8 protein-coding genes are annotated in these 7,651 nt (G+C 68.0%); 2 read left to right on the top strand and 6 right to left on the bottom strand.

Annotation, left to right across the window (positions count from 1 at the left end; all coding sequences use genetic code 11):
- Positions 1–550: 550 nt before the first annotated feature.
- On the top strand, positions 551–775 hold the full coding sequence (locus AB0A95_RS32140; protein ID WP_357559491.1) for a hypothetical protein: 225 nt from the start codon (positions 551–553) through the stop codon (positions 773–775).
- A gap of 3 nt (positions 776–778) precedes the next feature.
- Here the strand turns inward: AB0A95_RS32140 and AB0A95_RS32135 are convergent, their stop codons facing one another.
- Both AB0A95_RS32135 and AB0A95_RS32130 read right to left on the bottom strand, forming a co-directional pair.
- Positions 779–1,576, bottom strand: a complete 798-nt coding sequence (locus AB0A95_RS32135) for a carbon-nitrogen hydrolase family protein (protein ID WP_357559490.1) — start codon at positions 1,574–1,576, stop codon at positions 779–781.
- A gap of 38 nt (positions 1,577–1,614) precedes the next feature.
- The gene (locus AB0A95_RS32130) at positions 1,615–2,448 is read right to left on the bottom strand and encodes an EamA family transporter (protein WP_357559489.1); all 834 of its coding nucleotides are present in this window, start codon (positions 2,446–2,448) and stop codon (positions 1,615–1,617) included.
- Positions 2,449–2,489: 41 nt separating this feature from the next.
- On the opposite strand from AB0A95_RS32130, the gene AB0A95_RS32125 reads away from it, so the two are divergent.
- Positions 2,490–3,116 carry an XRE family transcriptional regulator gene (locus tag AB0A95_RS32125; RefSeq protein WP_357559488.1) on the top strand — a complete coding sequence of 209 codons (627 nt, stop codon included), beginning with the start codon at positions 2,490–2,492 and terminating at the stop codon, positions 3,114–3,116.
- Positions 3,117–3,192: 76 nt separating this feature from the next.
- Here the strand turns inward: AB0A95_RS32125 and clpX are convergent, their stop codons facing one another.
- From clpX to tig, 4 genes are all read right to left on the bottom strand, one after another.
- On the bottom strand, positions 3,193–4,488 hold the full coding sequence (gene clpX, locus AB0A95_RS32120; RefSeq protein WP_204941647.1) for an ATP-dependent Clp protease ATP-binding subunit ClpX: 1,296 nt from the start codon (positions 4,486–4,488) through the stop codon (positions 3,193–3,195).
- A gap of 211 nt (positions 4,489–4,699) precedes the next feature.
- Positions 4,700–5,362 (bottom strand): ATP-dependent Clp protease proteolytic subunit, encoded by a 663-nt coding sequence (locus tag AB0A95_RS32115; protein ID WP_007464109.1) that lies wholly within the window; start codon positions 5,360–5,362, stop codon positions 4,700–4,702.
- Positions 5,363–5,372: 10 nt separating this feature from the next.
- Positions 5,373–6,014 (bottom strand): ATP-dependent Clp protease proteolytic subunit, encoded by a 642-nt coding sequence (locus tag AB0A95_RS32110; RefSeq protein ID WP_007464111.1) that lies wholly within the window; start codon positions 6,012–6,014, stop codon positions 5,373–5,375.
- 248 nt (positions 6,015–6,262) lie between these two features.
- Positions 6,263–7,609 carry a trigger factor gene (gene tig / locus AB0A95_RS32105; protein ID WP_357559487.1) on the bottom strand — a complete coding sequence of 449 codons (1,347 nt, stop codon included), beginning with the start codon at positions 7,607–7,609 and terminating at the stop codon, positions 6,263–6,265.
- Between the last annotated feature and the right edge of the window lie 42 nt (positions 7,610–7,651).

The following is a 7,651-nucleotide window of genomic DNA, read 5'->3' as shown; positions in this document are numbered from 1 at the left end:
TATAAATCATAATTGGCACTGGCTTTACAAGCACCCTGTTGAGTTCTCAAAGAACAACCACACACCGACCAGAAGCCCCACCTCAGTGGAACCCCGTTTCGGGGCAACCGCTCAAACCTACTTGGTCGAACTTTCATTGTCAACCTCATGTTCGAGGTGATCAATTTGGTTCGTCCGGACCCACGATGACGCACGCCGTGTCCGGCGGTCGTTACTGTCGTGGGAAGCCGCAGACCGGCCGATCACCGCTTCGCGGCTCTCCGCCCGGCTCCTGCCGGCTTCAGAACTCTACCCGGTCGGCTTCGCGTTCGCAACTCCGTATCCGGAGTGTTCCGCACCGCCCGATCCTCAGTCTCGCTCGGCGTTTCCGCCACGAGCCTGGCGCCCGTTCTCGGCCAGTTTGTCCGGCCTCCCCCGTGCAGAGAGAAAGTTACGCGGATGGCCCGGAGAAGGCAAATCAAGGTTCATCACTGGTTCGGATCGATCGGAACCTGGTGGCGCCCGGCGCACCCGGCGACGCGGGTCGTCCAGACGTGCCAGAGTGTCAGACATGGATGAGTCCGGGGTCGGCACCAGGGTGCTCGCCGAGGAGTCGCTACTCGGCGTTCTTCTGCCGTTCTGGCAGGTGGTGATCGGTGCGGTGGTGCTTGTCGTGCTGGTGCTCTCGGTGGGACGACTGGCCCGACGGGGCAAATCCCGAATGACCACCGCGCTGCTGGTGACCGCCGCGGTCATCGCCGGGTTCGCGGTGATCGGCGTCCTCCTCGAGGGCTGAGGCTCAGAGCCGCCGGTTGGCCAGGCTGGGCAACTCGGCCCGGATCGCGGCAAGCCGGTCGAGGTCCAGGTCGACGACGGACACCCCGGGGCCGTCCGGCAACTGGGTGAGGACAGTCCCCCAGGGGTCGACCACCATGCTGCGTCCGAAGCAGGTGCGACCCGGGTCGTGATCGCCGGTCTGGCCAGCCGCCGCCACGAAGCACTGGTTCTCGATGGCCCGGGCTCGCAACAGAACCTCCCAGTGGTCCCGGCCGGTGTGCGTCATGAATGCGGCGGGAACCACCAGCAGCTGTGCGCCACCGTCGGTGGCGAGCAGTCGGTACAACTCCGGGAAACGCAGGTCGTAGCAGATCGACAGGCCGACTCGTACGCCCTCGATGTCCACCACCACCGGTTGGGCTCCCGGCGAGACACTCGCCGACTCACGGTAGGAGACCCGCCCGGGGATTTCCACGTCGTACAGGTGGATCTTGCGATAGCTCGCGGCAAGGTGGCCCGCGCGGTCGAAGACGAGCGACGTGTTCCAGGTGTGCTCCGGGTCCGGGCCGGCCTCGTGGAAGGAACCCGCCACCACCCAGATCCCGAGCCGCCGGGCGATCTCGGAGAAGAACGTGCCCACCTCGCCGTCCACCGGCTCCGGCTCGGGCATCCCGGTGGCCGGGCCGAGATAGTCGACGTACTCCGGTAGAACGGCGACGTCCGCGCCGCCGGCGGCCGCGCGGTCCAGCAGGACCTCCGCGGCGGCCAGATTGGCCTTGCGGTCCTCCCGGGCGTTCAGCTGGCAGACGGCGACGCGCATGAGCACAGGGTACGGCGGGAAGGGCCGCTCGGACAGCGTCAGAGGCTGGCCAGCACCAGCGCACCGGCGGCGAAGCCGAGCCCGGCGATCTGGACCGCGCGCAGCCGCTCCCGGTCGACGGCCAGGGCCAGCAACACGGTGCTGGCGGGGTAGAGCGCCGCGACAGCCGCGACGATGCTCAGGTGACCACGGGCGGCTGCGGCCAGGAAGAGGGCGTTGGCGCCACTGTCGAGCAGACCGGCGACCGCGGCCCAGCCCAACACCCGTCGCCCGAGGCGCAGCCGCACCCCGGTGCCGACGGCCAGCGCGAGGCCGAACGCGATGGAGCTTGCCCGCACCGCCGCCACCGGCCACATGCCGGCGCTCTCGTCGGCCTGGCCGAGGAGGGTGTAGAAGATGCCGAACAGCGCCCCGGCGGCGAGGGCGAGCCCGATCAGCCGTGCCGGAACGGCGCGCCGTCCGCCGCTCTCCCCCAGGCTGACCAGGGCGATCGCCAGCACCGCCAGGCCCGCGCCGGTCAGCGCCAGGGCACCCGGGAAGGACGCGGTGAAGAGGCCGGCGATGATCGGCACCACCGCGGCGGTGATCGCGGTGACCGGTGCCACCACGACCATCATCCCGCTGGCGAGAGCCCGATAGAGCAGCACGACGCCGCCAGCGCCGGCGAGCCCGGCGAGAAGCCCCCAGCCGATGTCGCCGAGGTGCGGGGTGCCGGGCACGACAAGCACCAGCACGGCGAGCAGCGGGACACTCAGCAGTTGGGAGATCACTGTGACGGCAATCGGGTCGGCCTGCCGGGACGCCTTGCCGCCGGAGAAGTCGGCAGTGCCGAACGCGACGGCGGACAGCGCGGCCAGGACAATGGGTAGCATGTATCTGTCGTACCACAATAGTGACCGCGAGGGATAGTTTAATGACCGAGTCGGGAGCGGATCGGGTGGGCGCGGTGACCGCCGCGGTGGCCCGACAGGTACGCGAGCTACGGGCCCGCCGAGGCTGGTCGTTCGACGAGTTGGCCGGTCGGTCCGGGGTGAGCAAGGGAATGCTCGTGCAGATCGAGGGTGCGCGCACCAACCCGAGCGTCGGCACGCTGTGCCGGGTCGCCGACGCGTTCGGCGTCAACATCGCGCAACTCCTCGAACCGGCCGAGGAGCGGGCCGTGAAGATCACCTCAGCGGACGAGGCGCCCGTGCTCTGGCAGGGCGAGCACGGCGGCGCGGCCCGCCTGTTGAGTGGGTTGGGCGAGCCGGACCTCGTCGAACTCTGGGACTGGCGACTACTGCCCGGAGAGGCGCACCTGTCCCTCGACCATCCGCGCGGCACCCGTGAGGTGCTGCACATCCTGGACGGCACGGTGATTGTCCGGGTCGGCGGTCAGGACCATCCCGTCCGCGCCGGCGAGACCATCGAGATTCACGCCGACCGAGAGCACGGCTACCGCAACGACAGCGACGAGCCGGCTCTACTGGTGATGGTGGTCGTCACCCCGTCGGGCGAATGGGACCGCCGGACGCGATCACGCCGGCCGCGTCAGGAGTAGGGCCTGTGGTCGAAGTCCTCGGTCGAGCCAAGGGCTTTGGCCACGGGCCCTGAGCGGCCGGCGTGACGTCGGAGGATCAGGCCGACTTCTCCTCGCGGTCCCGCCGGGCACGACGCCCGGTGAACTCGCGCGGAACGATCGTCGGGTTGACGTTTTCCAGGACCACCTCACGGGTGATCAACACCCGGGCGGCGTCGGGGTTGCTCGGCACCTCGAACATCGCGGAGAGCAGCACTTCCTCGATGATGGCCCGCAGACCACGTGCACCGGTGCCCCGCAGCATCGCCTGGTCGGCGATCGCCTCTAGCGCCGGCTCGTCGAACTCGAGCTCGACCCCGTCCAGCTCGAACAGGCGCTGGTATTGCCGGACCAGGGCGTTGCGCGGCTCGGTGAGGATCCGCACCAGGGCGCTGCGGTCCAGACTGCGCACGTTTGTGATCACCGGAAGCCGGCCCACGAACTCCGGGATCAACCCGAACTTGAGCATGTCTTCCGGCATGACCTGGCTGAAGATGTCGTCGGTCGACCGCTCCGACACCGACCGGAGCCGGGCGCCGAAGCCGGTGCCGCCCTGCCCGGTGCGGGACTCGATGATCTGGTCGAGACCGGCGAAGGCGCCACCGCAGATGAACAGCACGTTAGTGGTGTCGATCTGGATGAACTCCTGGTGCGGGTGCTTACGGCCGCCCTGCGGCGGCACGTTGGCGACAGTGCCCTCCAGCATCTTGAGCAGAGCCTGCTGGACTCCCTCGCCGGACACGTCCCGCGTGATCGACGGATTCTCCGACTTACGGGCGATCTTGTCGACCTCGTCGATGTAGATGATGCCGGTCTCGGCGCGCTTGATGTCGTAGTCCGCGGCCTGGATCAGCTTGAGGAGGATGTTTTCCACGTCCTCGCCGACGTAGCCCGCCTCGGTCAGTGCCGTGGCGTCGGCGATGGCGAACGGCACGTTCAACATCCGGGCGAGGGTCTGCGCCAGGTGGGTCTTGCCGCAACCCGTCGGGCCGAGCAGCAGGATGTTGGACTTGGCCAGCTCGACGGCGTCACTGCCGGAGCCGGGCGCGTTGGCCGCCTCTGCCTGGATCCGCTTGTAGTGGTTGTAGACCGCGACCGCGAGCGCCTTCTTGGCCTGGTCCTGCCCCACGACGTAGTTGTCGAGGAACTGGCAGATCTCCATCGGCTTGGGAAGCTCTTCCCACTTCACCTCGCCGGACTCGGCCAGCTCCTCTTCGATGATCTCGTTGCAGAGATCGATGCACTCGTCGCAGATGTAGACCCCTGGGCCCGCGATGAGCTTCTTGACCTGCTTCTGCGACTTGCCGCAGAAGGAGCATTTCAGTAGGTCGCCGCCGTCACCGATCCGTGCCACCTACGTTCTCCCTGCACTCATCGGCCGGAGACCCGGCCCTGACCTGCGGACGCTGCGCGCCGCCCGGCTTGGTTCACTTCACCGGCCCAACCGACGAAGCGGTACGGACCCGACGTTACCCGCTGGCGGGGCATTCTCCGACCCCCAAAACGGGTGTGTCAGAGGTCGGCCGGGAACTGCACGCCCCGGCCAACCTCTGACCCGGTATTGCTCAGCTGGCGGAGTGGGTCGCCAGCAGACCCTTCTTGCGGCTGGTCAGGATCGTGTCGACCAGCCCGTACTCCTTGGACTCCTCGGCCGTCATGATCTTGTCACGGTCGATGTCCTTGCGGACCTGCTCGATCGGGCGGTTGCAGTGGCGGGACAGCATGTCCTCCAACTGCGTCCGCATCCGCAGGATCTCCCGGGCCTGGATCTCGATGTCCGAGCCCTGCCCGTAGCCGCCCTCGGTGGCCGGCTGGTGGATGATGATCCGCGAGTTCGGAAGGGCCATCCGCTTACCCGCGGTGCCCGCGGACAGCAACACCGCCGCCGCGCTGGCGGCCTGCCCGAGGCAGACCGTCTGGATGTCGGGACGGACGTACTGCATGGTGTCGTAGATCGCCGTCATGGCGGTGAACGAACCACCCGGCGAGTTGATGTACATGATGATGTCGCGGTCCGGGTCGGTGCCCTCGAGCGTCAGCAGCTGGGCCATCACGTCGTTGGCCGACGCGTCGTCCACCTGGACGCCGAGGAAGATGATCCGGTCCTCGAAGAGCTTGTTGTACGGGTTCGACTCCTTGACCCCGTACGACGTGCGCTCGACGAACGACGGCAGCACATAGCGGTTGTGCACGGCCGCGAACTGGGGCGGCAGGCTCAGATCGGTCATCGTCAGCTCCTCAGCTCAGGGTCCCGGCGCCATCCGGAACCTGGGCGGCCCCGATGATCACCTTGTCGATGAAGCCGTAGTCCATGGCCTCCTGGGCGGTGAACCAACGGTCCCGGTCCGAGTCGGCCTCGATCTGCGACTGGCTCTGGCCGGTGTGGTGCGCGACCCGCTCCTGGAACATCCGCTTCGTGTAGAGCATCTGCTCCGCCTGGATGGCGATGTCGGACGCCGTGCCGCCCAGACCACCGGACGGCTGGTGCATCATGATCCGTGCGTGGGGCAGGGCGTACCGCTTGCCCTTGGTGCCCGCGCAGAGCAGCAGCTGGCCCATCGAGGCAGCCATGCCCATCGCCACTGTCGACACGTCGTTGTCGATGAACTGCATGGTGTCGTAGATCGCCATGCCGGAGTAGACCGAGCCACCCGGCGAGTTGATCCACAGGTTGATGTCGCGGTCCGGGTCCTCCGCGGCGAGCAGCAGCAGCTGCGCGCAGATGCGGTTGGCGACCTGGTCGGTCACCTCACTGCCCAGGAAGATGATGCGTTCCTTGAGCAACCGGTTGTAGACCGAGTCGTCGAGGTTGCCAATGGAGTCGCCACCGCGCGCGTCAATCGCCCGGAGCGACTTCTTGGGGATGTGCATGTCGGTCATGGCAGCCCTTCGCTCTCCGTACCGTCTTTCCCGACACTAACCGCTGTGCGGGGCGGCAGAGTCCCGGTCGGGGCACTGTTCGCTCTCAGCGCAGCTGTGTCGGGGTACCCGCGGCGCGGGCTTCCGGGCGTACCCCGGCAGTGCTTGCTGCCCGGCGGACCCGGCAGTGCTTGCTGCCCGGGCGTACCCGGAAAAGGAGAACGGCCGCCATCCACCGCACAGCGGCGGACGGCGGCCGCACCCGACGATCAGTGGTCGTGGTTGTGCTCCGCCTCGTTGGCGGCACGCAGCGCGTCGAGGGTGACCTCGTTGCCTGCCGAGTCCTTGATCGTGATCCGCTCCATGACGGCGGCGAGCGCCTTGCCCCGCCGCACGTCGCCGAAGACCGCGGCGGCCGCGCCGGAGCGCACCAGCTGGTCGTAGTACTGCTGGGGAGCCATCCCGGCGCGCTGTGCCCGGTGCACGATCTCGTGCCCGAACTCGTCGTCGGAGACCTGCACGTCCTCCGCGTCGGCAAGCGTGTCCAGCAGGAGCTGGACCTTGACGCCCTCGGTCGCCGCCTCGGTCAGCTCGGCGTCGATCTGCTCCTCGGTCTTGTCCTCGGCCGCGAGGTATTCCTCCATGGAGGCGCCGATCCGCTCCAGCTGGTCGACCATCGCCTGCTTGCGGCTCTCGACCTCCTCGCGGACGACACCCTCCGGCGCCGGGATGTCGGCGGCCTCGACCAGCTGGGCCAGCGCCTTGTCCCGAGCGGCGTAGATCTGCTCGACCTGCTTGCCCTGGGTGACCCGGGAACGCAGGTCGCCGCGCAGCTCCTCGATCGTGTCGAACTCGCTCGCCATCTGGGCGAACTCGTCGTTCAGCTCGGGCAGCTCCTTCTCCTTGACCGTGCGCACGGTCACCGCCACCTCGGCGTCCCGACCGGCGAAGTCGCCGCCGACCAGCTGGGTGGTGAAGGTGGTGTCCTCGCCGGCGGCGAGACCGACGACTGCCTCGTCGAGGCCGGGCAGGAGCTGCTTGCTGCCCACCTCGTGGGAGATGTTGCTCGCCTGGCCGCCCGGCACGTCCTCGCCGTCGACTGTCGCGTTCAGGTCGATCTGGACGTAGTCACCCTCGGCCGCGGCCCGCTCGACCGTCTTGAGGGTCGCGAAACGCTCCCGCAGGTTCTTCACCTGCTCGTCGATCTCGCTCTCGTCGATCTGGAGCTCGTCGACTGTCACCTCGATGGAGGACGCGTCCGGGATGGTGATCTCCGGACGGACATCGACCTCGGCGGTGAAGTTGAGCGAGTCACCGTCGTTGAACTCGGTGATCTCGACCTCGGGGCGCCCGAGCGTCTTGAGGTCGTGCTCACGCACGGCGGCGAGGATGTTCTCCGGGATGGCCTCCTGCACCGCCTCGTTGAGGACGGTGCTCCGGCCCACCCGCTGGTCGATGACCGCGGTCGGCACCTTGCCCCGGCGGAAGCCCGGGACCTGGACCTGCGAACCGATCTCCCGGTACGCCTTCTTGAGGCTCGGCTCGAGCTCGACGAACGGCACCTCGATGGCGAGCCGCACGCGCGTCGGGCTCAGAGTCTCGACGGTGCTCTTCACAGGCGTACTCCTTGACGGATCTCAGTTGAGTCTGGGCGTGAT

The organism is Micromonospora sp. NPDC049230 (assembly GCF_040647875.1).
Classification (GTDB): domain Bacteria; phylum Actinomycetota; class Actinomycetes; order Mycobacteriales; family Micromonosporaceae; genus Micromonospora.
The sequence above is the reverse complement of the archived record's forward strand: the minus strand, read 5'-3'. Positions and strand labels throughout refer to the sequence as shown.

Bases quoted from the DNA above. Each gene is read 5' to 3' on its own strand.
- AB0A95_RS32130 (WP_357559489.1), bottom strand. From the start codon at position 2,448: ATGCTACCCATTGTCCTGGCCGCGCTGTCCGCCGTCGCGTTCGGCACT.
- AB0A95_RS32125 (WP_357559488.1), top strand. From the start codon at position 2,490: ATGACCGAGTCGGGAGCGGATCGGGTGGGCGCGGTGACCGCCGCGGTG.
- AB0A95_RS32110 (WP_007464111.1), bottom strand. From the start codon at position 6,014: ATGACCGACATGCACATCCCCAAGAAGTCGCTCCGGGCGATTGACGCG.
- AB0A95_RS32135 (WP_357559490.1), bottom strand. From the start codon at position 1,576: ATGCGCGTCGCCGTCTGCCAGCTGAACGCCCGGGAGGACCGCAAGGCC.
- AB0A95_RS32140 (WP_357559491.1), top strand. From the start codon at position 551: ATGGATGAGTCCGGGGTCGGCACCAGGGTGCTCGCCGAGGAGTCGCTA.
- AB0A95_RS32115 (WP_007464109.1), bottom strand. From the start codon at position 5,362: ATGACCGATCTGAGCCTGCCGCCCCAGTTCGCGGCCGTGCACAACCGC.